Consider the following 25564-nt stretch of genomic DNA (forward strand, 5'->3'; position numbering starts at 1 on the left):
CGACCAGCGCGGCGGTGGAAGAACTTCCCTCCATCGTGGACGTCACGTCGGACGGAGGGCCGTTTCGCAGCGGTCGGCGGGGAACGTCGACGGGCAGGGCGGATCCCGCCCGTCGACGCTGTCGCCGTCAGAAGGCGCGGTAGCTCAGGTACTTCCCGGCCTCATAGGTCCGCAGCGTGCCGGTGCTCGTCGCGTACCCGGTGCAGTCGGCGGCGCGGTAGAGGACGACGTCGCTGAAGCCACTCCAGCCGACGTGGGCCGCCGCGGTCGCCGGAAGCGGAGTGCACTTCCCGGTCGGAGTGTCGACGTGTGCCACCTCGGTGCCGAAGTTGGCGGTGTAGAAGGTGAGACCGGACGGCGCGGCCGAGGCGGGCGACGCCGCGACGCCGAGCCCGACGACCATCATCGCGGACGCCACCAGACCCGTCCCGATCCTTGCTCCGTTTCGTCGCATAACAACCCTCCAGTGCATCGATGGGTGACTCCGGGATCCTCACCCAATTTGCTTGCGGGAGCAAGTATTCGCCTGCGATCCGGCCGAGAGGAAGGACACACTCCCCCGGCACGTACCCGGGTAAAGCCGAACCGGCCGGGCATACTTCACGGGCTCGCGGGTGGGACCGAGGACGGAGCGAACGGGGACGGGGTGGAGACCTCGATGAGCGTCGCCGAAGACGACAACGCACTCGTCCGGCTCGCGCAGGCAGGTGATGCCGCGGCGCTCGGTTTGCTGCTCGCCCGGCACGAGGCGGAGATGCGGGCCGTGGCCGTGAGCCTGCTCGGCTACGGCCCGGACGCCGAGGACGCGGTGCAGGACGCGACAGTGGTCGCCCTGGGGCGGATCGGTGAGGTTCGCGACCCGGCGGCGGTCGGCGCCTGGCTGCGGACGATCGTCCGGAACAACTGCCGAATGATCCTGCGCGCGACACGGCCGCTGCCGGTCGCCGAGCCGGAGTGGTTCGCCCCGCCCGCCGGCTCGCCCACGCCCGAGGAGGCGCTGGACCGCGGCGCGCTGCGCGACTGGGTGTGGCACGCGATCGACGGGCTCTCCGAGCCCGACCGGCTGGTCGTCCTCCTGCGCTACTTCAGCGACGCCTCCTCGTACGAGCAGATCGCGACGCTCTGCGGCGTGCCGGTCGGGACGGTTCGCAGCCGGCTCAGCCACGCCCGACGGAAGCTCGCCGACGGGCTGCGCGCCTCGGCCGAGTCGGCGCACGCCGACACGGAGGTGACCTCCGACGCCCGGTGGCGCGAGGGCCGCGACATGCTGACCGCGGCGATGCGCGGCGAGTGGGAACGCGTGGTACGCGACAACTGGTGGCCGGATGCCGAGATGCTCGTGCCCGAGATCGGCCTGCGGGGCGACCGCGGCTTCGCCGTGCACGGCATGACCAAGGACCTGAACGACGGGGTACGCCAGCATCTGCGCAGCGTCGTGGCCAGCCGCGACCTGCTGATCTGGGAGACCGACCTGATCAGCCCACCGGACAACCCGGAGCACTGCCCGCCGGCGGCGCTCTGGCTCTACGTGCTGGACGAGGGCCGGGTACGACGGATGACCCTGTTCCACCCGGTCCCAGCGCGGCAGAACCAGCGCTCCACGGTCGCCTGAAAAAGATTCCCCCGCCGAGCGAACTTTCCCGCCCGCCGGTGCATCTGGTCCCCGGTACCAGTACGAACGCCCGCCTCGGCACCACCGCCGGGCGGGCCACCGATCGGGAGAGTCATGAATTCCACCAGTTCCGCCAAGCTCACCCAGGGGCGGCACGAGTTCACCGTCGATGGGGTCCGGCAGGTCTACCACGTCGAGGGCACCGGCCCGGTCGGCGTCGCGCACTCCGGCGGCCCCGGCATCGAGTGGGCGTACCTCCGCGCGCCGGGCCTGGAGGAGCACTTCACGATGGTGTACCTCGAGCCGGTCGGCACCGGCGCCTCGGGGCGCCTGGCGAGCCCGGACGACTACCGGCTGGACACCTACGTCCGGTTCCTGGCCGCCGTCGTCGAGCACCTCGGCGTACCGCGGGTGCACCTGCTCGGGCACTCGCACGGCGGTTTCGTGGTGCAGCGGTACGCGCTGGAGCACCCCGGACGGGTCGCCGGTCTGGCGTTGTACGACACCTCTCCGATGACCGGCGCCGAGTTCTGGGGCCTGGCCATGGAGGGGCTGACCGCCTACCCGCAGCGGTACCCGGGGAACCCGGAGGCCGCCGCGATCCCGGCCGCCTTCCAGCAGGCCGTCACGGCCACCGACGACGAGTCGCTCACCAACGGCCTGCGGCAGGCCATTCCGGTCTACTTCGCGGACTTCTGGGGTCGCCGGGCGGAGTTCGGCCCGTTGGCGGCCGCCGTCCGGGCCTGGGCCGAGCCGGCCTCGGCGCAGGATCCGACGCCGTTCGACGTACGGGACCGGCTCGGCGAGATCACCGCGCCGACCGTGGTCATCGTCGGCTCGCACGACTTCATCTGCGGCCCACGCTGGGCGGAGCTGCTGCACGAGGGCATCAAGGGCTCGCACCTGGCCGTCCTGGAGCAGAGCGGGCACTTCGCGCACGTCGAGCAGCCGGAGGAGTTCACCCGGGCTGTGACGCAGCTGCTGCGGCACTGACCCGCAGCGCGTCGCCCCCGGCACCCCGGGGGCGACGCGCTTCCCGGGACCGGCCACGACTTCACCGCGCCGACCACGCCCGATCGCGATGGCCGATGGAACCGTCCGGCGAGACGGAGGCCGGGTGGGCCGGCTCGGGCGCTCAGGCCACCGGGGCCGGCGCGAAGGCGACCTCCGCCGTGTCGACGGTGCCGCCGCTACGGCCCGGCGCGCTCTGGAACTTCCAGTAGAGGTTCGTGTGCGCGATCACCTGGGCCGGCGGCGGGGCGCCGTAGGCGCTGAGGTCCTCCGTCGTGTGCGCGTCGCCGACCAGGGTCACGTCGTAGCCGCGGACGAAGGCCCCGTGCAGGGTCGACCGGACACACGCATCGGTCGCGGCGCCCGTGACGACCAGCCGACCCACGCCCCGCTCGGCGAGCAGCGCCTCCAGGTCGGTGCCCTCGAACGAGTCGCCGTAGTTCTTGTGGACCAGCGGCTCGCCGTCGCGTTGGACCAGCTCGGGCACGTAAGCCCAGCTCTCGCTGCCGCGCACGAGCTCCTCGTCGGAGTGCTGCACCCAGATCACCGGCACGTCCTCGGCGCGGGCCCGGTCGAGCAGGACATTGATGTTCGCGATCACACCGTCACGGTCGTGCGCGTTGGCCACCACCCCGTTCTGCACGTCGATCACGAGCAGCGCGGTGTGCGGCCGGTCGGGCAGGGTCGTCATGGCAGCTCCAGGTTCTCCTCGCGAATCCGTGGTCGGATCCGGTGGGCGGGCGCGTGCCGCTCACCGTACGCCCGACCACCGACAGCCCCACGTCGTGACCGGCCCGAGGGCCGGAAGCCGCGTACGATTTCCCAGGTGAGCAGCGATCCCGCCTTCGCGCAGCACCTGCGTGACCTCGCCCGGCTGCGTCGCGTCCGCGACCGGATCGATCGGGAGTACGCGCAGCCGTTGAACGTCGAGGCGCTGGCCCGCGGGGTGAACATGTCCGCCGGGCACCTCAGCCGCCAGTTCCGCCTCGCGTACGGCGAGTCGCCGTACGCGTACCTGATGACCCGGCGGATCGAGCGGGCCATGGCGCTGCTGCGGCGTGGCGACCTCAGCGTCACCGAGGTCTGTTTCGCGGTCGGCTGCTCGTCGTTGGGCACCTTCAGCACGCGCTTCACCGAGCTGGTGGGGATGCCGCCGAGCAGCTACCGGGCGCGGTCGGCTGCCGTGGCGCCGGAGATGCCGTCGTGCATGTCGAAGCAGGTGACCAGACCGATCAGGATTCGAGAAGCCCAGGTCGGCGGTGCGCAACTAGCCTGACCGCCATGGACATCAGCATTCACTACGCCTTCCTCCCGCAGACCGACCCGGACGCCGCGCTGGCCTTTTACCGCGACACCCTCGGCTTCGAGGTCCGCAACGACGTCGGGTACGACGGGATGCGCTGGATCACCGTCGGTCCGGTCAAGCAGCCGGGCACCTCCATCGTGCTGCACCCGCCGGCCGCCGACCCGGGCATCACCGACGACGAACGTCGTACCATTCTCGAACTGATCGCCAAGGGCAGCTACGGCGCCGTCACGCTGGCCAGCGACGATCTGGACGGGGTGTTCGAGCGGCTGGTGGCCAGCGGCGCCGAGGTCGTCCAGGAACCGACCGAGCAGCCGTACGGTGTCCGCGACTGCGCCTTCCGCGACCCGACGGGCAACCTGGTCCGGATCAACGAACTGCGCTGAGCCGGCGGCGACCGTTGCCACGACCCGGCGGCGACGGTTCGCCGGCACGAAGGTGAATGCACCGGCCCCGTGAAGCCGGACATACTGCACTGAACCGATCAGATCGATGCAGGCCAGGCCGATCTCAGCGCGCGGGGGCGGCCCGGCCGGACCGAGGGAGACACCATGAGCAAGGCCACGAGGACGGGCACCCAGCCGCCCGCGTCGCACGTTGCCGACCGCCACGAGCTGATCCGCGTGCAGGGCGCGCGCGAGAACAACCTCAAGGACGTCAACGTCGAGATCCCCAAGCGCCGGCTGACGGTCTTCACCGGCGTCTCCGGCTCGGGGAAGAGCTCGCTGGTGTTCGGCACCATCGCCGCCGAGTCGCAGCGGATGATCAACGAGACCTACAGCGCGTTCGTGCAGGGCTTCATGCCGACGCTGTCGCGGCCGGAGGTCGACGTACTGGAGGGTCTGACCACGGCGATCATCGTCGACCAGGAGCGGATGGGCGCCAACCCCCGCTCGACGGTCGGCACCGCCACCGACGCCAACGCGATGCTGCGGATCCTCTTCAGCCGGCTCGGGCAGCCGCACATCGGCTCGCCCAACGCGTACTCCTTCAACGTCCCCTCGGTGAAGGCCACCGGTGCGATCACCGTGGAGCGCGGCGTCGGCAGGACGAAGACCGAGAAGGCCACCTTCCACCGGCTGGGCGGGATGTGCCCGCGCTGCGAGGGGATGGGCTCGGTCAACGACATCGACCTGACCCAGCTGTACGACGACAGCAAGTCCCTCAACGAGGGCGCGCTCACCATCCCCGGCTACAGCATGGAGGGCTGGTACGGCCGCATCTTCCGCGGCTGCGGCTACTTCGACCCGGACAAGCCGATCCGCAGGTACACCAAGAAGGAGCTGCACGACCTGCTCTACCGGGAGCCGACCAAGATCAAGGTAGAGGGCATCAACCTGACCTACGCCGGGCTGATCCCGCAGATCCAGAAGTCGTTCCTCGCCAAGGACGTCGACTCGTTGCAGCCACACATCCGCGCCTTCGTGGAGCGGGCCGTGACCTTCACGACCTGCCCCGAGTGCGACGGCACCCGGCTGAGCAAGGAGGCCCGCTCGTCGAAGATCGAGGGGAAGAGCATCGCCGACGTCTGCGCGATGCAGATCAACGACCTGGCCGGCTGGGTCCGGAACCTCGACGAGCCCTCGGTCGCCCCGCTGCTCACGGGGCTGCAGAACCTCCTCGACTCGTTCGTGGAGATCGGCCTGGGCTACCTGTCGCTCGACCGTCCGGCGGGCACCCTCTCCGGGGGCGAGGCCCAGCGCACCAAGATGATCCGGCACCTCGGCTCGTCGCTCACCGACGTGACCTACGTCTTCGACGAGCCGACGATCGGTCTGCACCCGCACGACATCCAACGGATGAACGACCTGCTGCTGCGGCTGCGCGACAAGGGCAACACCGTGCTGGTGGTGGAGCACAAGCCCGAGACGATCGCGATCGGCGACCACGTCGTCGACCTCGGGCCCGGCGCGGGGACGGCCGGCGGCGAGGTGGTCTTCGAGGGGACCGTCGAGGGCCTGCGGGCCAGCGGCACGCTGACCGGGCGGCACCTGGACGACCGGGCCGTCCTGAAGCAGACGGTGCGGACGCCCGCCGGGGTGCTGGAGGTGCGCGGCGCCGGGACCCACAACCTGCGGGACGTGGACGTCGACATCCCGCTCGGCGTGCTCGTCGTGATCACCGGGGTGGCGGGCTCGGGCAAGAGTTCGTTGATCCACGGCTCGGTGTCCGGGCGGGACGGGGTGGTCACGGTCGACCAGACCGCGATCCGTGGCTCGCGACGGAGCAACCCGGCGACCTACACCGGCCTGCTCGATCCGATCCGTAAGGCGTTCGCCAAGGCCAACGGCGTCAAGCCCGCGCTGTTCAGCCCCAACTCCGAGGGCGCCTGCCCCACCTGCAACGGCGCCGGCGTCATCTACACCGACCTCGGGATGATGGCCGGCGTCGCCACCACCTGCGAGGAGTGCGAGGGCAAGCGGTTCCAGGCATCGGTGCTGGAGTACCGGTTCGGCGGCCGGGACATCAGCGAGGTGCTCGCGATGCCGGTGACCGAGGCCGAGGCGTTCTTCGGCGCCGGCGACGCCCGCACGCCGGCCGCACACGCCATCCTCGGCCGGCTCACCGACGTCGGGCTCGGCTACCTGACCCTCGGCCAGCCGCTCACCACGCTCTCCGGCGGCGAGCGGCAGCGGCTCAAGCTGGCCACCCACATGGCTGAGAAGGGCGGCGTCTACGTCCTCGACGAGCCGACCACCGGGCTGCACCTCGCCGACGTCGAGCAGCTGCTCGGGCTGCTCGACCGGCTCGTCGACGCCGGCAAGTCGGTTGTCGTCATCGAGCACCACCAGGCGGTCATGGCCCACGCGGACTGGCTCATCGACCTCGGCCCCGGCGCCGGCCACGACGGTGGCCGGGTCGTCTTCGAGGGCACCCCCGCCGACCTCGTCGCCGCCCGCTCCACCCTTACCGGCGAGCACCTCGCCGCGTACGTCGGCGGCTGATCGAGCCCCGCGAGCACGCCTCGGCCCGGGTCGCGCCCGACCCGGGCCGAGGCGTGCTCGGCTCGAGCGTCGGCGGCGACGCGCGTCGATCCGCCTCGACGCCGAGGGGCTGCCGGCGGCGCCGGCAGCCGTCGGCGGGGGGCAGGGCGACGCCAGGCCACCCCGCCGGCCGCCTCGGACCCGCCGCCGAGGCTGATAGAATGTGAGCGTGGGACTGATTGAGGTAGACAGAGCCTAGCCACCGAACTGCCGGTGGCTTCACTCGTGTGGGCCTCGCCCACGCCAGTGAACGATCTTTTCCCACGCATCCGCGTGTGAGTCCGCCCCTCTCGGGCGTCGACACCGCCGCGTGCGTCTCGCCGGCACGTTCGCATCGTACCGACCCTGGTTTCGGGTACATAACTGCGAACGCGCGACTTCGACCTGCCAGGTACGCAACCTCCTCCGGCCCGACATCCGGGTAGCGGCGCCTCGCCGCAGGACGGTGGCACCTCGGCATCCCGTCGACTCTCTCGCCGCATCGGCACCCGGCTCCGTGGTCGGTAGTTCCGCCAACTCCGCTGGCTGCACCACCCACGGCTACGAGAACCGATCCCCGTCACGCCTACCGGCGGTCGACGGGGAGGAAGAGGAACCACCACTCATGTCTACGAAGTCCGCCGTCACTCTCCGGGATCTGACCTTCGAGTGGCCCGACGGCACCGTCGCGCTCGCCGGCGTCACCGGCACCTTCAGCACCGGCCGGACCGGGCTCATCGGTCGCAACGGCGCCGGCAAGTCCACCCTGCTCCGGCTCATCGCCGGTAACCTGCGGCCGACCGCCGGCCGGATCGAGACCAGCGGTGAGGTCGGCTACCTGCCACAGACGCTCACCCTGCGGCAGGAGACCACCGTCGCCGAACTGCTCGGCATTCAGGGGATCCTCGCCGCGCTCAAGGCCATCGAGGCCGGCGACACCGACGAGCAGCACTTCGATGCGATCGGCGACGACTGGGACATCGAGGCCCGGGCCGACGAGGCGCTGCATCAGATCGGGTTCGCCGCCACGGACCTCGACCGCCGGGTCGCCGAAGTCTCCGGTGGAGAGGCCATGCTCATCGCGATCACCGGGCTGCGAATCCGGCGCACCCCGATAACGCTGCTCGACGAGCCCACCAACAACCTCGACCGCGTCACGCGCGGAAAGCTCGCCGAGTTCGTCGACCAGTGGCCCGGGACGCTCGTCGTCGTGAGCCACGACCTCGAGCTGCTGGAGCGCATGGAGCACACCACCGAGCTCTACGGAGGCACCCTGGAGACGTTCGGCGGCCCGTACAGCGCGTGGAAGGAACACCAGGAGCAGGAGCAGGCGGCCGCGCAACAAACCGCACGCTCAGCTCAACAGGCGCTCAAGGTGGAGAAGCGGCAACGTATCGAAGCCGAGACGAAGCTGGCCCGCCGTGAACGGACGGCGAAGAAGACCCAGAAGGACGGCGGCATCCCGAAGATCCTCGCGGGCAACCGCGCCAGCAAGGCCCAGGCATCCGCCGGAGCGCTGCGCTCCACTCTCGACGACAAGGTCCGGGCCGCGCAGGCCGCCCTCGACGTCGCGGACGCGCGCGTCCGCGACGAGGAGCACATCCACCTCGTCCTGCCCGACCCGGACGTCCCGCGCGGACGGCGCCTGGTGGAGTTGGCGGACGAGAACCGGACCATCGTGATCCAGGGCCCGGAGCGGGTGGCGCTGATCGGTGCGAACGGCGCCGGGAAGTCCACCCTGATCGATCGACTGGTTCAGCGCGCCGAGCCGACTCCCGGGCGGCCGCACGGTCGCCTCGTCACCGACCTCGTCGGGTACCTTCCGCAACGCCTCGACGGGCTCGACGACGACGCCAGCGCGATGGAGAACGTGCAGGCCGTCGCTCCGGGCACGCCGGCCGGCACCATCCGCAACCAACTCGCCAGGCTGCTCCTTCGGGGTGACAGCGTGGACCGGCCCGTCCGCACTCTCTCCGGCGGGGAGCGGTTCCGGGTCTCGCTCGCCCGGCTCCTCCTGGCCGAACCGCCTGCCCAACTGCTGATCCTGGACGAGCCGACGAACAACCTCGACATCGCGAGCGTCGAACAACTCGCGGAAGCCCTCGACGCGTACCGTGGCGCCCTCCTCATCGTCAGCCACGACTTCGCCTTCCTCGACCGGATCGGCGTCGACACCGTCGTCGAGCTCGACGAGAACGGACGGATGCATCAGCGCCGGGGCCTGGAGGCCTGACCGCTCCGCGGAGCACGCTTCGACGAGCACGCTTCGACGAGCGAGCGAGGAGGTGGGTCCTCATCGACCCGCCTCCTCCTTCGCGAAGGCAGAACCGGCTCCGGGCTCGACGCCCTTCGCCCGGTTCGTAGACGTGGCGAGGGACACAACCGCGCGGTAGATCCGTTCCTGGTCATCCCGGCTTCACCGACGATTCACGCAACGGGCCCACCGGCCTGACTAGCGTCGCGACCGATCGAACGACCGAGCCCGCCGAGTCGTGTCGGGACACCCGCGCGCCGACCTGGGGCTCGTACGAGATGAGGGTCGCATGGAACTAGACCGCAGGAAGTTCATCGCCATCGGTGGCGCCGTCACCGCGGCAACTCTGCTCCCCGGCGCCGCCGCGTGGGCGGAGGCCGGCGACGAGGCCGCGGCCGACGAGCGCAAGCCCGGCAAGGACGGCGGGCCGGAGGGTGTCTGGCTGCCGGGTGACACCCACGTCCACGACGACCACTCGTCGGACGGCAGCGCGCCCCGCCAGCTGTCGGACCAGCGCGACCCGGGCAACCTCCCGGTCAGCGAGCAGATCGGCTACGCGGAGACGGCCGGCCTGGCCTTCCTGCCGCTGACCGATCACCGCACCTTCGACCAGCACTGGGACCCGCTGTGGCGCTCCGAGAAGCTGCTGCTGCTCACCGGTGAGGAGGTGAACGGCTCCCCGCACTCGGTGGTCCTCGGGGCGGTCGACACGGTGGTGGACGGCGCCAACCCGCCCGGCTCGGCCGCGTTCCGCCACGTCCAGCAGTCGATCTGGGACACCCATGCCCAGGACGCGTTCTGGTCCGTGGCCCACCCGGACGACGGGGAGTACACGCCGGCCGCCGGCCCGAACGACAATGCGAGCGTCCAAGGCGTCGACGCCGTCGAGCTCTGGAACGCCAGCAGCAACCCCGACGTCGAGATCGAGTACGCCGAGAACCGCTGGAATCACGGGTTCCGCTTCGGGGGCGTGGCGGCCAGCGACAGCCACTTCAAGGAGCTGCGCCCGAACAGCGCCCCCGGCAAGCCCACCACCTGGGTCTTCGCGGCGGAGCGGACGACCCGGGCCATCCTCGACGCGCTGCGCGCCGGCCGGACGACGCTGACGTACGGAACTGGTGGGGCGTTCGCCACCATCGAGGCCGACCTCGACGGCGACGGCCGGTTCGAGGCGATCGGCGGCGACGAGGTGATCGTCAGGAGTCGCTCCCTGCCGAAGCGGGCCGCCCTGCGGGTGCGGGTCAGGGCCGGTGTCGGCACGCGGGTGCTCGTGTACGCCGCCCCGGGTCGCTCGGCCGGGCCGATCGCCACGTACGAGCCCACGAAGGACGACCAGAGCTGGCAGCTTCCGCTCACGCTGACCGGTGACCAGACCTGGTACCGGGTCGAGGTGCGGGCCCCGGGTGAGCTCTCCGGCCGGGAGGCGGACCCGAACCTGCCCGACCAGCTGCGCGCCGCCACGTCGCCGATCTTCGTCTCGGTGAAGCAGGCCGCCGTGCCGGCCCCCGAGATCGCGCTCCCGGCGCCGAACCGCACGAACGACCGGGCCGAGCTGGCGGTGGGCGAGCCGGGCGGGTTCGCCGGCTTCGCCGACGTCGCCGTCGACGGGCAGGTCAGTCACGTCGTCGCCGAGGTGCACGAGGAGCACCGGACGTCGGTGGTCTACCGCCGCCTCGACCGGCACGGCAACCCGCACAGCGACAAGACCGTGGTGCTCTCCGGGGACTCCGGCACGGCTCGCGCACCCCGGGTGGTCGCCTCCGGCAAGGACGTCTGGGTGGTGTGGCAGGACGCCCGCGGCCAGGAGCAGCCGCACCGGCCGGGCATCTGGCTGCGCCACAGCCAGAACGGCGGCCGGAGCTTCGGGTCAGCCGAGCGGCTGAAGACCGGGCAGGGTCGGGCCGAGCACCCCGCGCTCGCCCTCCTCGGCGGCCACCCGGTGGTCGCCTGGGCGGAGAACAGCGGGGGCACGTTCGACGTCCGCGTCCAGGTCGTCGGCGTCGACCACGAGCCGTTCAACGTCTCCGCGGCCGGCAAGGTGATCGTCGCGGGCACGGCCGCCGACGCGCGGTCGCCGATCCACCCGGCCTCCCTCTTCCCCGCGCTCGCCGTGACGAAGGACCAGCGGGTCGTCGTGACGTGGCAGGACAACCGGTTCGACCCCGACGCCGGCTGGACCGGTCACACGCCGCCCGCCGGACAGCCCGCGAGCGGCGGCACCAACCCCGACAACTGGGAGATCATGGCCTCGGTGCGGGCCGGCAAGGGCAAGAGCTGGGGCGCACCCGTACGGGTCAGCGGCAACGACGACGCGGCCGACCGGCACCCGGGCGTCGCGGTGGACCGCGACGGGGCGTACGTCGTCGTCTGGGAGACCAAGGCGCTCTCGGCCTCCGGGGTGAACCTGTCGCTGCGGTCGAGCCGCTCCACCGACGGCGTGACCTGGTCGGCGGCCGAACCCGTCGCGCTCGACCCGAACGCGATGAGCCAGCGGCCCCGGGTCGCCGCCGACCCGGACGGCACTGTGCGGGTGGTCTGGTACGACTCCCGCTCTGTCGACTGGCGTTGGAAGGTCTTCACTTCGCGGCGCAACTCCTCGGGCTGGACGCCGCCGCTGCAGGTGAGCACCCTCGGGAACAACACCTGGCCGGCGGTGGACGATGGAGTCGTCGTCTTCACCAGCGACCGCCGGGCCACCCGCAGCCAGCGCGACCGGACCCAGGAGATCTACCTGGTTCGGCAGGGCTGAGCCGATCCGCTCGGGGCGGTCGGCGTGCCCGCCGGCCGCCCCGGCCGCCCTCGACCCGGGTCCGCGTCGATCACAACCCGGTCGCCGTCGCCGGCCGAGACCCTGGTCGCCCGGGGCGGCGTGCGCGACGCGCCTCCCGGGCCGGCGTGCGACGCCGGCCCGGGAACCCGTCAGGTCAGCGGCGACGGGGACTCGGCGTTCGGCACCAGCAGCCGGGGCGCGCCGGTGCCGTCGGCCGGCACCGCGAAGACATCGGGGCGACCGTCGTCCTGGCGGAGGGTGTAGGCGAGCGTCGCGCCGTCCAGCCAGGCCGCCTGGTCGTCCACGCTCCGGGTCTCGGCGGTCGGCGTCACCCGCATGGTGGCCAGGTCGAGCACCGACAGCCGCCAGCCCTGCTGCGGGTCGGCGTCGATCGCCTCCTTGAACGCGAGCCGGGTGCCGTCGGGTGAGAGCGACGGGCACTCGACGTTCTCCTTCAGCGTCTCGACCTTCCGCGCGGCGAGGTCGCCCCGGACGAGGTACCGCTTCCCGCCGGTCGACATCGTCGCGTAGAAGACGTTGTCGTCGGCGGTGAAGGTGACACCCCAGTAGTTGACGTCGGCGCTGCGGTACGCCTTCCCGTCGCGGGTCACCGCGAACTCCTCCAACGACATGACCGTGCTGCCGCTGCGGGTGTCGAGGATTCCGGTGCGGGTGGAGAAGCCGCTGGCCGTGTAGGAGTCGCCGCCCACGAAGGTCGTCCAGGAGATCATCCGGCCGGAGGCGGAGACCCGGGCCCGGTTGGGCAGGCCGGGGATGGCGACCGAGCGCTGCTGGCGCAGCGCCGAGTCGAGTACGACGACCCGGTACGACCAGGCGTTCTCCGGCCCGAGGCAGACTCCGGTGCCGGCGGCTGCGTACACCCGCAGGCACTCCAGGTCGGAGACGGTACGCGCGCCGCCCGGGTCCGTGGCGGCGACCGAGGCGACGTGCCGGTCGGTGATGGTGAGCAGGCGCGGCTGCCCAGGCTCCAGGGTGACCGGGCCGGTGTCCGCCCCGGCGGTGGCGGCCGGTGACGCGGCCGGCTCGGTCGCGAGGACCGCGTAGCCCGTCGCCACGACACCCAGCAGCACTGCCGAGCCGACGGCCACACCGATCTTCGCTCGGGTCGAGATCGCGGTCATCAGGAAACCTTCCGGGGGACGGGACGGTATGCGGGGGCGAGCATGAGCACGGTGAGCAGGAGGACGGCCGCGACGGCCACGGCGGCGACCCGGATGGCGTTCTCCGGTCCCCAGGCTTGCCAGGCGAGACCGAAGAGGACGGACGAGACGAGGTAGGCGAGCGCCTGCCCGGTCTGGACGAGCGCGATTCCGGTGGTGCGCAGTCGCGGCGGCAGCACGGGGCCGGCGAGCGCGATGAGTACGCCGTCGGTGGCCGCGTAGAAGGTGCCGTAGAGGGCCAGGGCCAGCACGAGCAGGGGCCAGCCGGTGACCGGACCCGCGAGCAGGAGGTAGGTGACGCCGAGCGCGGCGTACCCGCCCAGCACCACCGGGAGCCGTCCGATCCGGTCGGCGAGCAGGCCGATCGGGGTCGCGAGCAGCAGGTACACCAGGCTGGTGCCGACCGCCAGCAGCGGGAACCAGGTGAGGTCCACGTTCTCCCGGCGTTGCAGCAACAGGTAGACGAAGCCGTCCCCGACGGTGGCCAGCCCGAGCAGCGCGGCGGCCACCACGAGCCGTCGGGCCGGCCGGTCCCGCAGCAGTCCGAACACCTCGCGGACGCCGGGCTTGTTCCCGTCCGGGTCGTCCGCCGTGGCGTCGGTTCCCGGCCCGGTGCCGCGGGACGCGTCGACGGCCGCGGCGTCCACCGTCCGCGTGTCCCGTTCGCGGACGAAGAGGACGAGGACGACGACGCCCAGCGCGGCGATGCAGAAGCTGGTCACGAAGACCGCGTCGTACGACCGGCCGACGGCGAGCAGCACGGCCATGGCGACGAGGGGGCCGAGGAACGCGCCGACGGCGTCCATCGTCCGGTGCACGCCGAACGCCCGGCCCAGCGACTCCGGTGGGGTCGACGCCGTGATGAGCGCGTCCCGAGGCGCGCTCCGTACGCCCTTGCCGAGCCGGTCGACCGCGACGACCGCGCCGATCAACGGCACGGACCGGCCGGCGAGGAGCAGGCCGAGCTTCGCGACCGCGGAGAGCGCGTACCCGAACCCGGCTACGAGTTTGGGTCGCCGGATCCGGTCGGCGAGGAAGCCACCGACCACCCGCAGCAGCGCGGTGGCGCCGGCGTAGACGCCGTCGACGACTCCGAAGGCCAGCGGGCTGAGCTGCAGCCCCAGCACCAGGTACAGCGGCAGGACCGCGGTGACCATCTCGGCGGAGACGTCGGTGATCAGGCTGACCGTCCCGAGGGCGACGACGTTGCCGCTGACCAGGGCGATCCGGCGGCCGGATCGACCGCTGCCCGCCTCGGGCGGATCGGTCTGCGGCCGGGAGACGGTCGACAGGTACACGGGCGTCCCCTTCGGATCGCGACTGACGGTCGCCTATCGTGCGGCCGCCGCCGACCGGCCACAACGGACCGGCGGTGCCGGGGGGACGTGCACGTGGTGAACATCGGCGCAACAGCGAGGTGTTCGCCTCCACGGATGAGTTGTTCACCCGCCGGTCAGAGATCGGCCCATCGACCTACCTACATTCCATCCGCTTCAACCCCCGACCCTCGAGAGGGAGGCTCTGGATGGGCATTCGCCTTTCCCGTCCGTCGGTGACGATGGGGACGGTCGCGGTGCTGGTCGCCGCCACCGCCGCCGTCGTCATGACCGGCGGCACCTCGGCCTCGGCGGCCACGGCCACGTTCAAGCCGGTCGCCGACACGTACGTCCAGAACGACACCACGTCCACCAACTACGGAACGTCGACGCAGCTCGTGGTCGACAACTCGCCCGTGCGGCGGATGTTCCTGCGCTTCACCGTGAGTGGGGTCAGCGGCACCGTCACCAGCGCCAAGCTGCGGCTGCGCACGATCAGCGGTAACGACGGCAGCAGCGCCGGCGGCACGTTCCGGGCCATGTCGAACACGACCTGGTCGGAGACGGGCACGACCTGGGCCAACCAGCCGAGCATCGACGGCGCGACGCTGGGCTCGATCGGCTCGGTCAGCGCCAACGGCTGGTACGAGGTCGACGTGACGTCCCACGTCCGGGGCAATGGCACGTTCAGCTTCGGCGCGACCTCGTCCAACACGGACGGGGCGTACTACGACTCCCGCGAGAGCGGTGCGGACGCGCCGCAGCTGGTGATCACCACCGGCACCACGCCGCCGCCGCCCTCGGGCGACCCGGTGCTCGTCGGTGTCGGTGACATCTCCGACTCGGGCTCCGGCGACACCGCGACCGCGGCGCTGCTCGACAACATCTCCGGCACGGTCTTCACCACCGGTGACAACGTCTACAGCAACGGCACCGCCTCCGAGTTCAACTCCTACTACGCGCCCACCTGGGGCCGGCACAAGTCGCGTACCCGGCCGTCGCCCGGCAACCACGACTACAACACCTCGGGCGCGACCGGCTACTACAACTACTTCGGCTCGCAGGCCGGCCCGAGCGGGCGGGGCTACTACTCGTACGACCTCGGCAACTGGCACGTGGTGTCGTTGAACTCGAACATCAGCATGTCGGCGGGCTCGGCGCAGGAGCAGTGGCTGCGGGCGGACCTGGCCGCCAGCACCAAGCCGTGCACGCTGGCGTACTGGCACCACCCGCTCTACACGTCGAGCTCCAACCACGCGCCGTCGACCTCGACGCGTCCGCTCTACCAGGCGCTGTACGACAACAACGCCGACGTCGTGGTCTGGGGTCACAACCACGTGTACGAGCGGTTCGCGCCGATGAACCCGAACGGCGGGTACGACGCCGGCCGGGGGCTGCGCAGCTTCGTCGCCGGGATGGGCGGTGCCGGCCACTACAGCTTCGGCACCATCCAGCCGAACAGCGAGGCGCGCAACAGCTCGGCGTACGGCGTGCTGAAGTTCACGCTGCACGCCAACAGCTACGACTGGCAGTTCGTGCCGGTCGCCGGGCAGAGCTACAGCGACAGCGGCACCGGTTCCTGCCACTGACGCGCCCCGCATCCGCCGGCGCGGTCACCCGAGCGGTGGCCGCGCCGGTGGGCCGGTTCAGGCGGGCATGACGTAGGGGAACGTGTCGGATCTGGCCTGCTGGGCCGCGTCGGCGCCGAGTCCGGAGGTAATTCCGGTGTTCAGCACCATGGAGAACATGACCTCGGGCGCGTTGTCCGCCATGGTCCGCCCGTTGCGTCTCGCGAAGCCGTAGTTCGCCGTGGTGCCGATCTGGTACGACAGCAGGTCCGGGTAGACCTCCCGGGCCACGCTCCAGCCGTACGCCTGCGGGTCGGGCGCGGTCGCGTTCGCCGCTACGACCCGGGCCACCGTCGAGGCGATCTCCGCTCCGTCGGCGCGCAGGTCGTCGCAGGGGTGCCGGACGTTGGCCGGGTTGGAGAAGTCGGTGTCGGTGGGCCAGAAGATCGGCCACATCATGGGGTGACCGGCCCGGTTGATCTGGCGCCAGCCACCGGCGTCCGTGGCGAGCATCGTGCGGCACCAGACACCGATCTGCGTGCCGTCGGGCAGCATCGGTTCGTCGCGGGACATCTCCAGGACGATCGAGTCGACGGTGGTGCCGGCGAAGGTGTTCTTCGCGTTCTCCGGCCGCCACGCCGACCGGTCCAGCTTGGCGCCGTTCTTGAACGCGTCGTTCACCGTAGCGAGCTGGTCGAGGTCGATGTAGAACGGGTCGACGATCCGGCCCGCCCAGACGCGCACATGTTCGCCCTGGACGACCTCGCCGGTCCGGCCCTCGGCGCGCAGGACCCCGGTGGCGGCGTCGTCGCGCGCCTCCTCCGCGGTGAGCGCGTGCACCGTCAGCTTCTGCTTTCCCGCCCCGTCGAGTTCGCCGAAGGCCACCCGGTAGGTCAGCTCCTCGAGCTCGCCGCCGTTGAAGTGGACCTTGAACTCGTACCGCCCCTCGGCGTGGAAGCCCGTCTTGATGTCGGCCCCGGTGACCGAGCTGTTGACGTCCATGACGAAGACCGTGCCGCGTTCCCCGTCGAAGACGTACAGGTCGTTCAGGTAGAGCTGACCGCTCTGCGCGGCGAGCGGGGTGTCGAGATGGTGCGACATGATCACACTCCGGCCGGGGTCCACTAATCGGGCATTTACGAACATACCGACGGCCCGCCGGTCGGTCGGGACGATTGGCCGAAGTAGCCGAGCACCCGGGACGCGCTCAGAAGACCGAGTGGGTGAGCGTCGCACGGTAATCGCCGACCACGGCCTGCGGCGGAACCGCCACCGACACCGTGGGGTTCCAGGTGGCCGAGTTGCCGCTCGCCGCGCCCGACCAACCGGCGGCCGTCCGCGGCACGTCCAGGGTCACGCCCGGTTGCGGCAGGAAGGTGCCCACCCCGGTGGTGGCGAGCGCGGGCCCCGAGGCGTACGAGGCCTGTCCGCGCGGGATGGTCTCGGGGGCGGAGCCTCCGCCGGTCACGAAGTTCGTGACGCTGACGGTCACCGTCCAGGTGCCGGAGGCCGGACCCCTGTCGTCCGTCACCCGCACCGGCCCGAGCTGATCCCTCAGCGTCTGGCCCGGAAAGCCGGCACCGAGCGTCGCCGACACCGGCACACTGATCGTCAGCCCGGTCAGCGGATCGATCACCAGACTCACCGGCCGGGTGATCGACTGGGCGAGCGCGTCGGTCAACCGGCCGGTGAACGAGAAGGTCCCGGCCGTGGTCGGCGTGCCGGAGAGCAGCCCGGTGCTCGGGGCGAGCGAGAGCCCGGGCGGCAGCGATCCGGCACTCACCGACCAGACGTACGGGCTCACCCCGCCAGTCGCCGTCAGCTCGAACGCGTACGGCTGGTACGCCTTGCCGCGCGGCGGGGTGCCGAAGGTGAAGCTGGGCGTGGCGGCGTAGCGGAAGCTCGCCGAGCCGGCGACGCCGCGGGTGACGACCGTGACGTTGACCGTCGCCGCGCCGGACCGGGCCGGCATGGACGAGATGCGGAGGGTGCCGTCGGCCGCCGTGGTGAAGCACCCGGCAGCCGGACCGGAGGCGCACGGCAGCAGCACCACGGCGGTGCCGGCCGCCTGCTCGGCGGACGTGCCGACGAGGATGGCGGTCGCGCCGGTGAGGTTCGTACCGCCCACCACCACCGCGATGCCACCGTTGAGCGCGCTCTGCGCCGGCGTGACGGTGACGCCGGCGGGTGCCGGCAGCGGGGCCACCGGCGTGGTGCTGGACGAGTAGCCGGGGTTCGCGTCGACCGACGAGGAGGTCGCCACGGTCGCCGTCTGGATGAGCGCCGGAGTCACCCCGGCCCCGGTGACGGCCGCCACGACGGTGATGGGCGGCAGCGTGGTGCCGCCGAGGAACGGGCCGCTTCCGCTGGTGCAGGTGATGCTCCGACCCGACGGCGCGCCGCAGGCCCAGCCGGTCCCGTACGCACCGAGCGGCGTCACACCGGCCGGTACGGTCTGGGTGACCGAGATCGGTACGGTCTCGGTCGCGCCGGGGTCGACGCCGGCGGTGACCGTGTAGCTGACCGGGTCACCCGGTTGCGGATTCGCCGTCACCGCGCTGGTCTGGCTCACGTTCAGGTCGGGCACCTGGTTGAAGCTGACCGCCCGGGTGTTGTCCACCTCGTGGAAGTCGGTGACCGCGCCGGTGGAGCCCACCCAGCCGAAGGCGAGCTGGCGCGGGTAGCCACTGGCGTTGAGCCAGGTCGGTGACGGGTACAGGCTCGTCGACACCACCGGCAGCCCGCCGGTCAGCGTCCGGGCCGTCCCACCGACCGGTGTGAAGCGCACCGCGTACTGTCCGGCGGGGACGGTGATGCCGGTGTCGGTCGTGTACGACGACGTGGTGGTGTTGGCGACCACCTCCACCGGCACGACGGAGGCCGCCCGGGTGCTCGCCCGCAACGGGATCGCCGGCGAGGAGGTCGTGGTGGCGGTGCTGTTGATCGCGCAGTAGCCGACGCCGTTTCGCCCCGGCCCGCGGATCACCACCTGGCCCGGCACCCGCCCGCCGGTGGTGGAGATGTACGGCGGATTGGTGCAGCCGGTGCCCTGGTAGACGCTGTTGCTGAAGTTCCCGAAGACGTCCAGGCCGATGCCGAGGTATCCGTTCGAGAGGCCGACGGTGGTGCCGCTGAACGCGGCCGAGTAGCCGAGTGATCCCCCGGGCTGGCCGATGGCCGCCGGTGCGAGCGGGTTGGCCAGGTCGACGGCGGCCAGCACGAACGCCAGGCCGTCGGCGCCGGGGGTGCTGCCGCCGTACTGGTAGGTGTTGAACCGCACGTGCAGGCCCTGCGAGGTCGGCACGCTCGCCGCGCCGAACACCCCACCCTCGCGGGAGGTCGTCGCCGGAGTCAGCCGCAGCTTTCCGGAGCCCTGCGGATCGGTGTTGGTGGGGCAGCTGCGCAGCGGACCGGTGGTGCTGTTACCGGCCGCGGTCAGGCAGGCGGCGTTGGCGGTCACGCCGGGCGGCACCCCCGGCACGGCGACCGGCCCGAGCCCGGTCACCGTGTTGTCGTGGAACGGCTGGTCGAAGAGGGTGGACCCGGCCGCTGCCGCCGGACCGGAGGTGACCAGTAGGCCGCCCAGGGTCAGCGCGGCCGTCAGGAGCAGGGCCACCGGTCGGCGCAAGAACCGCATCCCCACTCCCGCTCTCGGTCGACTGATGACGACTATAGGCGGAGAAGCGGACAAACAGGATGAAAGGGCTTAAACGCACGTCTTTCACCATCAGTCACAGTTGTTGCTGGTACGGCGAACCGTGTACTCCCGGTCGTCGTGCGTGATGCCGGAGGGCGAGCCGTCGAACCACGTCTCGACCTTCTCCCAGCCCCGACGCTGCTCGAAGTGCAGGTGCGGCGCTCCGGAGTTTCCGGTGCTGCCGAGCCGCCCGATCTGCTCGCCCTGGCGGACCCGCTGGCCCTCCTGCACCAAAGGCGGCTCCAGCATGTGGAGGTACTGCGTCTCCCACCGGCCGCCATGGTCGATCTTCACCCAGTAGCCGCCGCCGCGTCCGCGCGGGCCCTCCGGGTTCTCCGGCGTACGACCGCCGAGCGAACCGTTGATCCCGGCGACGGTGACCGTGCCCGCGGCGGCGGCGAGCACCGGCCGACCCCACGCCTCCCCCTCGATGGGGAAGAGGTCGACGTCGTAGTCGTCGTGGCCCGGATAGGTGCCGAGCTGCCACGTCTCGCCGCAGGCGACCGGAAGTTGGAACGGCGGGCGCGGCCCCGGCGGCAGCAGCATCGGCACGACCAGCGCGGCGACCGCCACGACGGCCGCCGCCGCGACGAGCGCGAGCACGATCCGGGTGGTACGGCCGCGGGGACGGCGGTGGGTGTGGCGTCTGCGGGGGCTGCCGGTCGTCACCGGACGAAGCATGGCAGACGCCGGCAAGAGCGCGCCGACTCGGTACGCCACCGCCGGAGGCGACGGATCGTGATCGCGACGGTACCGACACGTGACGGGACGCCGGCAGGCTGAGGCCGTGCGGCGAATGACGATCCCCGGAGTTCTGGTGCTGCTGCTCGGTCTCCTGAGCGCCTGCACCCCACCCGACAAGCCACTGCTCGCCCTGAGCGTGCAGCAGGGTCGGCCGGTGGGCGTCCTCGTCACGTGCGGCGACGGTCTCGCCCAGGTCAGCGTCTACGAGCGGACCACCGGCACCCCGGGAACCTGGTCGTTCGTCCGCTGGCACGTCAGCGGCGCGCCGGCGAGCGAGATCGTGGAGGTCCCGCTGCTCGGCGAGCCGCCGGCCGGCTGGCGACTCGACGACACCCGCGAGACGCCCGCCCCGGAGGCGGGTGAGACGACCCGCTACGAGCAGCTCGCCGCGCTCGAACCCGGAGTCGGCTACGGGCTCGGCGGCAGCACCGGCGTCGACGACGCCGTGTCGATCACCTTCACCATCGCCGACCTCGACCGGCTCGGCCCGGACGAGGTCCTGACGGCGGTCGAGTTCGGCGAGCCGCGGATCGTGTCGCGGGACACGTTCGTGGCCGACGCCCGCGACAGTTGCGGATAGGGCGTGTGTCGAAGTCCTCGGTCGAGCCGAGGCGGAGTCCAGGCGGCGCTCCGGCAAGGCGGGGATTCGTTCGGATACCGGTGTTGTATCCGGACGAAGCGCCGACGCCGCCGGTCGTCGTCTGGGCCCGCCGCAGGCCGGCCAGGGACTTTGACACACGCCCTAGCGGGGCATCACCTCAGCAGCCACTTCTGGTTGTCCGTGGTGTCGTCGCAGGTCCACTGCTGCACCGGCGCGCCGTTCTCGGTGCGACCGTCGACCACGTCGAGGCACTTGCCGCTGCTGACGTTCACCAGTTGACGCTCCTCGTTCAACCTGAACTTCTGCGCCGGGGTGCCGTTGCAGTCGGTCAGCTGGACCACCGCGCCGTCGTCGCTGGACGCGTTGGCCACATCCATGCACCGGCCGTCCAACCGGATGCTCTGGTCCGACCCGAGCGTCCAGAGCTGGTTGCGGTCCCGGCTGGCCAGGCAGTCGCGGATGAGCAGGCGCGGCGAGCCGGGGGCGCCGAGGTCCTTGATGTCCAGACACCTGTTGCTCGCCACCCCGACGATCCGGTCCCCCGGCTTCGGCGGCGCGGGGCTCACCGTCCCCGTCGACAGGTCCGGCTCCGGCGAGTGCGGCGCACCGGCGTCCGGCGGGACGTCCGCGGTCGGCCGGGTGCCGTCCGGCTTCTCCGGGCCCACGCTGAACCCCGCCGTGACCTTCCGGAACGCACTCGCGCTGGCGGTCCAGGCCTCCTCCGGCGCGGACCAGAGGATGCGGAAGCCCTGCCGGTCCGCGGTGGCGAACGTGCGCTGACGGGCATGGAGGACGGTGCCGCTCTCAGCCGTGTAGACCCATTCCCAGTCGGCGGCCCGCAGCCCGTAGTTGACGGCGACGATCTCGATCCGGCGGTAGTCGCGGTACGTACCGTCCGCCGATCCCGCCTCCCGTTCGGTCAGCTCGGCCACGGGATCGTTGCCGGGCGCGTCGGTCCGGCTGACCGCCAGCATCCGCTCGCCGTCCGGCTCGTGGAACTCGACAGTCGTCCCGTGCCGGACTATCCGCCAGTCCCGCGGCGCCGGGACGGCGTAGCCGCTGCGATCGGAGTAGACGGACCAGGCGAGCGCCCCCGCCGGCGGGGAGGCGGACGAGTCCGCCGCGGCCGTCCCCTGCGGCGCCGCGGCGTCCACCATCTCGCCCACGTCCGCGCCGTCACCAGGTGCCTCGCGGGCCGCCAGGGGGATGCCGATTCCGAGCCCGAGCAGCAGCACCCCGGCGAGCGCCCCGACCAGCAGGGCCCGTCGGCGACGCACGACGGCGACAACGGGAGACGCACCGCCGCTCTCCGCGGCCGGCGCCGGCAGGCCGCGCGTGGCCGCGGCGGAAGCCGGCACCGACGCCATGGCCGGTGACGTGGCCGGCCCGCTCGGCACCCCGGCAGTGGGCGGCCCGGCGCCGAGCGACTCCGCCGGGGGCGGCGAACCGGGCCCGGCCGGGGCGAGACCGGGATGCCGCGGCACCAGTTGCGTCTTCGCGCTGAGCGCCACGCGCTGCGGCGCCTCGGCGAGCACCCGGCGGAGGAACTGCTCCGCGGTGTCGGCGTCCATCCGCTCGGCCGGGTCCTTGCGGAGCAGCCCCTCCAGCAGCGGCAGGAGCGGACCCGCGGAACGGGGCCTGGGCGGCGGTTCGGTGACGAGCGCGGTGAGGCTCATCATGCTCGACGGCCGGGCGTACGGCGACTGACCCTCGACGGCCGCGAAGAGGGTGGCCCCGAGCGACCACAGGTCACCGGCCGGCCCGACGACGTTCTTCATGGCCCGTTCGGGCGACACGTACGCGGGCGAGCCCAGCACGATGCCGGTGAGGGTCAGGTTCGAGTCCTCGACGGCGGTGGCCAGACCGAAGTCGGTGAGCACGATCCGGCCGTCGGCGCCGATGAGGATGTTGGCCGGCTTGACGTCGCGGTGCACGAGCCCGGCTCGATGCGCGGCGCGGAGCGCGCCGAGCACGGCCAGCCCTATCTCGGCGGCCCGCAGCGGCGGGATCGAACCCTCGCTGGTGATGACGTCGTGCAGCGAGCGGGACGGAACGTACTCCATCACGATCTGCGGGTCGCCGTCCGCGCTCAGCAACACGTCGAAGACCTTGACGGCGCTCACGTGGTCGAGTCGGGCGATCGCGCGCGCCTCGCGAAGCGACCGCACCCGCAATTCCTGCCGCGCCTCGTCGGTCAGGTTGGGCGGCGGAACGATTTCCTTGATGGCCACGTCCCGGTGAAGCATGCGGTCCCGGGCTTTCCACACCCGACCCATTCCGCCCTGGCCGAGCAGCTCCACGACTTCATACCGATCGGTAACAAGGATTGGTACGATCTCCGGCACGCGGGAGAGGCTACCTGCCCGATCCGACGTTCATTTTCCTGCCGGTGACTCCTACGCATTTGTGACCGGGGTCATCCCTGCCCAACCCCCTGTTGCCACCGGCGACCGACCGCGTCAGGTGACGACGGTCGCGCACACCGTAAGGATTTCCCGGGGTTTACCCAACGGGCGTCAGATATTGGACACGGAGACGGCCGTCACCCAACACGCGTTGAAGAACCACATTCGACGGTCGACCGACACCGCCCACGGAAAAGGTGTTCCATCGACGCCGCCGCACTCGCGGTGAGCCGCCGCACACGCCGCCGCGCCGCATTCACACGCTGTTTCCACGAGTTGCCGGATAAGGCACGAACCCGATTTCCACAGCGCCGGTCAGCGCAGGTGAACGGGTGGCACCGCCGACTCGGTCCGGGGCACTGGTCGAGATCCACAGCCGGGTGCGGGGATCGGACGGACACCTCGGCGCGGACGGTGCGCTCCGGGGCGCGCCGCAGGCGTCGCCGACGCCCGGCCGTGCTCCCGAAGGCGGTGGCGGAGGCGACAACGTCGATGGTCCGGAGGCCTGAACCGGGGACTTCTCCGCAACGTGTGTAGTACGAATGGCCGGGGGTGCGTCGGGAGGCCGACCACCTCGCACCAGAGCACCCGACACGCGAAGGCGGGAGTCAGGAATGACGACCAGCGACATCCCCACCCCGATCCAGGCGTTCATCGACGCCACGAACCGCGCCGACTCGGACGCCTTCGTGGCCGCGTTCACCGACGACGCGTACCTCAACGACTGGGGCCGCGAGTTCCGCGGCCGCGACGGCGTACGCGACTGGGACCGGACCGACAACATCGGGGTGCAGTCGCGCTTCGAGTTCAAGGGGATCAAGTCCGGCGCCGACCCGGACAGCTACGTCGTCACCCTGAAGGTCTCCGGCAACGGCTACAACGGCACCGGCCCGATGACCTTCCACCTGCGCGACGGCCTGATCTCCAGCCTGCGCATCAGCGGCTGACGCGGGGCGGTCACCGCCCACGCCACGGCGGCCCGACTACCAGTGCTCCACGGTGCGCAGCTCGGCCACTCGCCACCGGCCCTCCGACCCGTGCAGCAGCCCGACGAGGAGCCGGGCCGCCCGACCGGTGCCGAACCGGATCTGCGCGCGCGTCTCGGCGTGGAGTTGCCCCTCGGTGCGGACGACCGTCGTACCGTCGATCGTGTAACCGTTGATCGCCTGATCACCGGCGTAGAGCTCGGCGAACTCGGCCGGCCCGGTCTGCTCCCGACGCTCGATCGTGAGCAGCCCGTACGCCACCGCGAACTCCTTCGCGACGACCGCGTCGAGGTAGGCTGCTGCCGCCGCCTGCGCGCGGCGCCCCTCCGCCAGCCCTCGCTTCGACGTGGCCACCAGCCAGACCATCGCGCAGCCCGCCGCGACGGCCCCGACCGCCAGGGCCGACCAGAGCGACAGCCGTTTGGTGCCGCAGCCCAGGCACACGACGACGGTCAGGCCGAACGCCAGGACACCGGAGACTCTGGCCACTCGAACCGACATGGGCAGGCAGCCTAGCCGGGGGCCGAGGGCAGGGGCCAGGGCCAGCCTCAACGGGGTCAGTCGATGCCTCGGGCGGTGAGGGCGTCGGCGAGATCGTCGGAGTGCTTGAGCGCCATGACGAGCAGGGGTACGACGAAGGCCAGCGGCTGCACGGGTACGCCGCGCGCGCGTTGCGCCTCGCGGACCTGGGTGGCGAAGCCCGCGATCACCGGCACGGTGGTGATGGTCATCGAGAGCATCAGCGCGATCCGGTTCGGGTTGACCCGGAACCGCCGCAGCGGCCCGAGGGCCCGGGCGATCGCGTCGATCAGATCCTCGGTGCGGGTGGTGAGGGTGACCAGGGCGGCGAGGAGGACGACCACGACGACCCGGGTGACGTTGACCGCCGCGGCCGGCAGCGACAGGAAGACGGCCTGGGGCACGAGCATGACGAGGACGAGCCAGCGCAGGCCCCACAGCTGACGACCGAGTTCGGGCAGGCCCAGACCGGTCAGCAGGTAGCCGCCGAGCACGAGCGCGGCCGCCCCGGCGAGCAGCCACGGACTCGCCGGGGCGAGCGAGATCGCCAGCGCGAGGGCCATGACGGTGAGCAGCTTCGGGCCGGCGGGCGTCCGGTGGAGAAGGCCGCCACCCGGCCGGTACATCGTGA

At 71.7% G+C, this 25564-nt stretch carries 20 protein-coding genes; 10 read left to right on the forward strand and 10 right to left on the reverse strand.

Going from position 1 to position 25564, the window contains the following annotated elements; all coding sequences use genetic code 11:
• Positions 1 to 127: 127 nt before the first annotated feature.
• Complete coding sequence (locus D7147_RS27300; protein WP_120682688.1) at positions 128 to 418, reverse strand: hypothetical protein; 291 nt, start codon at positions 416 to 418, stop codon at positions 128 to 130.
• Between the two features lie 240 nt (positions 419 to 658).
• On the opposite strand from D7147_RS27300, the gene D7147_RS27305 reads away from it, so the two are divergent.
• Both D7147_RS27305 and D7147_RS27310 read left to right on the forward strand, forming a co-directional pair.
• Complete coding sequence (locus D7147_RS27305; protein ID WP_120682817.1) at positions 659 to 1612, forward strand: RNA polymerase sigma factor; 954 nt, start codon at positions 659 to 661, stop codon at positions 1610 to 1612.
• Between the two features lie 114 nt (positions 1613 to 1726).
• Entirely contained in the window at positions 1727 to 2605 is an 879-nt protein-coding gene (locus tag D7147_RS27310) for an alpha/beta fold hydrolase (RefSeq protein ID WP_120682690.1), read from the forward strand.
• Positions 2606 to 2747: 142 nt separating this feature from the next.
• Here the strand turns inward: D7147_RS27310 and D7147_RS27315 are convergent, their stop codons facing one another.
• On the reverse strand, positions 2748 to 3314 hold the full coding sequence (locus D7147_RS27315; protein WP_120682692.1) for a cysteine hydrolase family protein: 567 nt from the start codon (positions 3312 to 3314) through the stop codon (positions 2748 to 2750).
• A 135-nt stretch (positions 3315 to 3449) separates the two neighbouring features.
• On the opposite strand from D7147_RS27315, the gene D7147_RS27320 reads away from it, so the two are divergent.
• The 5 genes from D7147_RS27320 (at position 3450) to D7147_RS32205 (ending at position 11895) form a co-directional block, all read left to right on the forward strand.
• On the forward strand, positions 3450 to 3899 hold the full coding sequence (locus D7147_RS27320; RefSeq protein WP_120682694.1) for a helix-turn-helix transcriptional regulator: 450 nt from the start codon (positions 3450 to 3452) through the stop codon (positions 3897 to 3899).
• Between the two features lie 5 nt (positions 3900 to 3904).
• A complete protein-coding gene (locus D7147_RS27325) occupies positions 3905 to 4315 on the forward strand; it encodes a VOC family protein (protein WP_120682696.1) in 411 nt (136 codons plus the stop codon).
• Between the two features lie 165 nt (positions 4316 to 4480).
• Complete coding sequence (locus D7147_RS27330) at positions 4481 to 6874, forward strand: ATP-binding cassette domain-containing protein (RefSeq protein WP_120682698.1); 2394 nt, start codon at positions 4481 to 4483, stop codon at positions 6872 to 6874.
• Between the two features lie 643 nt (positions 6875 to 7517).
• Positions 7518 to 9125, forward strand: coding sequence for an ABC-F family ATP-binding cassette domain-containing protein (locus D7147_RS27335; RefSeq protein WP_120682700.1), 1608 nt, complete (start codon positions 7518 to 7520; stop codon positions 9123 to 9125).
• Positions 9126 to 9435: 310 nt separating this feature from the next.
• Entirely contained in the window at positions 9436 to 11895 is a 2460-nt protein-coding gene (locus tag D7147_RS32205; protein ID WP_158609399.1) for a CehA/McbA family metallohydrolase, read from the forward strand.
• A gap of 170 nt (positions 11896 to 12065) precedes the next feature.
• Here D7147_RS32205 and D7147_RS27345 read toward each other — a convergent pair whose 3' ends face one another.
• Together D7147_RS27345 and D7147_RS27350 are read right to left on the reverse strand one after the other, a co-directional pair.
• On the reverse strand, positions 12066 to 13058 hold the full coding sequence (locus tag D7147_RS27345; RefSeq protein ID WP_120682704.1) for a TolB family protein: 993 nt from the start codon (positions 13056 to 13058) through the stop codon (positions 12066 to 12068).
• Entirely contained in the window at positions 13058 to 14395 is a 1338-nt protein-coding gene (locus D7147_RS27350; RefSeq protein ID WP_120682706.1) for an MFS transporter, read from the reverse strand. The genes D7147_RS27345 and D7147_RS27350 overlap by 1 nt, the downstream gene beginning before the upstream one ends.
• 227 nt (positions 14396 to 14622) lie before the next feature.
• On the opposite strand from D7147_RS27350, the gene D7147_RS27355 reads away from it, so the two are divergent.
• Positions 14623 to 16002, forward strand: a complete 1380-nt coding sequence (locus D7147_RS27355) for a CBM96 family carbohydrate-binding protein (protein ID WP_120682708.1) — start codon at positions 14623 to 14625, stop codon at positions 16000 to 16002.
• Between the two features lie 57 nt (positions 16003 to 16059).
• Here D7147_RS27355 and D7147_RS27360 read toward each other — a convergent pair whose 3' ends face one another.
• The 3 genes from D7147_RS27360 to D7147_RS27370 form a co-directional block, all read right to left on the reverse strand.
• Positions 16060 to 17082, reverse strand: a complete 1023-nt coding sequence (locus tag D7147_RS27360; protein WP_120682819.1) for a DUF4331 family protein — start codon at positions 17080 to 17082, stop codon at positions 16060 to 16062.
• Positions 17083 to 17188: 106 nt separating this feature from the next.
• Positions 17189 to 19618, reverse strand: a complete 2430-nt coding sequence (locus D7147_RS27365) for a putative Ig domain-containing protein (RefSeq protein WP_199734282.1) — start codon at positions 19616 to 19618, stop codon at positions 17189 to 17191.
• A gap of 90 nt (positions 19619 to 19708) precedes the next feature.
• Positions 19709 to 20359, reverse strand: a complete 651-nt coding sequence (locus D7147_RS27370; RefSeq protein ID WP_120682821.1) for a M23 family metallopeptidase — start codon at positions 20357 to 20359, stop codon at positions 19709 to 19711.
• Positions 20360 to 20465: 106 nt separating this feature from the next.
• On the opposite strand from D7147_RS27370, the gene D7147_RS27375 reads away from it, so the two are divergent.
• Entirely contained in the window at positions 20466 to 21002 is a 537-nt protein-coding gene (locus D7147_RS27375; RefSeq protein ID WP_147437455.1) for a hypothetical protein, read from the forward strand.
• Positions 21003 to 21175: 173 nt separating this feature from the next.
• Here D7147_RS27375 and D7147_RS27380 read toward each other — a convergent pair whose 3' ends face one another.
• Positions 21176 to 23368: a serine/threonine protein kinase gene (locus D7147_RS27380; RefSeq protein WP_120682712.1), complete on the reverse strand. Its 2193-nt coding sequence runs from the start codon at positions 23366 to 23368 to the stop codon at positions 21176 to 21178.
• 674 nt (positions 23369 to 24042) lie between these two features.
• Here D7147_RS27380 and D7147_RS27385 point away from each other — a divergent pair.
• Positions 24043 to 24375, forward strand: coding sequence for a nuclear transport factor 2 family protein (locus D7147_RS27385; RefSeq protein ID WP_120682715.1), 333 nt, complete (start codon positions 24043 to 24045; stop codon positions 24373 to 24375).
• 36 nt (positions 24376 to 24411) lie between these two features.
• Here D7147_RS27385 and D7147_RS27390 read toward each other — a convergent pair whose 3' ends face one another.
• Together D7147_RS27390 and D7147_RS27395 are read right to left on the reverse strand one after the other, a co-directional pair.
• The gene (locus tag D7147_RS27390; protein ID WP_147437456.1) at positions 24412 to 24915 is read right to left on the reverse strand and encodes a hypothetical protein; all 504 of its coding nucleotides are present in this window, start codon (positions 24913 to 24915) and stop codon (positions 24412 to 24414) included.
• Between the two features lie 56 nt (positions 24916 to 24971).
• Positions 24972 to 25559 (reverse strand): energy-coupling factor transporter transmembrane component T, encoded by a 588-nt coding sequence (locus D7147_RS27395; RefSeq protein ID WP_199716477.1) that lies wholly within the window; start codon positions 25557 to 25559, stop codon positions 24972 to 24974.
• Positions 25560 to 25564: the final 5 nt, after the last annotated feature.

Origin of the sequence: Micromonospora musae (genome assembly GCF_003626545.1) — a bacterium.
Lineage (GTDB): Bacteria > Actinomycetota > Actinomycetes > Mycobacteriales > Micromonosporaceae > Micromonospora > Micromonospora musae.